1 protein-coding gene is annotated in these 977 nt (G+C 70.9%); it reads left to right on the forward strand.

Going from position 1 to position 977, the window contains the following annotated elements:
* On the forward strand, positions 1–977 hold a 977-nt coding region (locus tag MTF69_RS42645; protein ID WP_243342211.1), incomplete at both ends, for an IS110 family transposase.

The following is a 977-nucleotide window of genomic DNA, read 5'->3' on the forward strand; positions in this document are numbered from 1 at the left end:
GGCGAGATCCTGGCCCTGGCCTACAACGTCCACTGGGCGGTGGACATCTCCGGCACGTCCTCCGCGCTGCTTCTGGCACTGCTCGCGGCTCACGGCCAGCGGGCCGTCTACGTGCCCGGACGCACCGTCAACCGCATGTCCGGGGCCTACCGGGGCGAGGCCAAGACCGACGCCCGCGACGCCTACGTCATCGCCGAAACATCCAGGCAGCGCCGGGACTTCGCGGCGATTGACGTGCCCGCCCAGCTGGCCGCCGATCTCGCGCTGCTGACCTCGCACCGTTCCGACCTGGTCGCCGACCGGGTGCGGATGATCAACCGGCTCCGTGACGTGCTGACAGGTGTCTTTCCCGCCCTGGAGCGGGCCTTCGACTACTCGGCCCACAAGGGCGCGCTGGTTTTGCTGACCAGTTACCAGACCCCGGCCGCGATCCGCCGCCGTGGCCGCGCGAGGCTGACGGCCTGGCTCGCCCATCGCAGCGTGCGGGGCGCCGACGCGGTAGCGGCCACCGCCCTGGAAGCCGCCCAGGCCCAGCAGACAGCGCTCCCCGGGGAGGACGTCGCCGCACAGATCGTCGCCGACCTGGCCGCACAGATCCTGGACCTGGACGACCGCCTCAAGCGCATCGACAAACAGATCCGCGACACCTTCCGCACCCACCCCCAAGCCGAGATCATCGAGTCCATGCCCGGCATGGGCCCCATACTCGGCGCCGAGTTCGTCGTCGCCGCGGGCGACCTGACGGCCTACGCGGACGCCGGCCACCTCGCCTCCGCGGCCGGGCTCGTCCCCGTCCCACGCGACTCCGGACGCCGGACCGGCAACCTGCACCGGCCCAAGCGCTACAGCCGCCGCCTGCGACGCGTCTTCTACATGTCCGCACAGACCAGCATCATCCGCGACGGGCCGAACCGGGACTTCTACCTCAAGAAGCGCGGCGAGGGCTGCAAACACGTCCAAGCAGTCATCGCCCTGGC

The organism is Streptomyces sp. AP-93, assembly GCF_022808175.1.
Classification (GTDB): domain Bacteria; phylum Actinomycetota; class Actinomycetes; order Streptomycetales; family Streptomycetaceae; genus Streptomyces.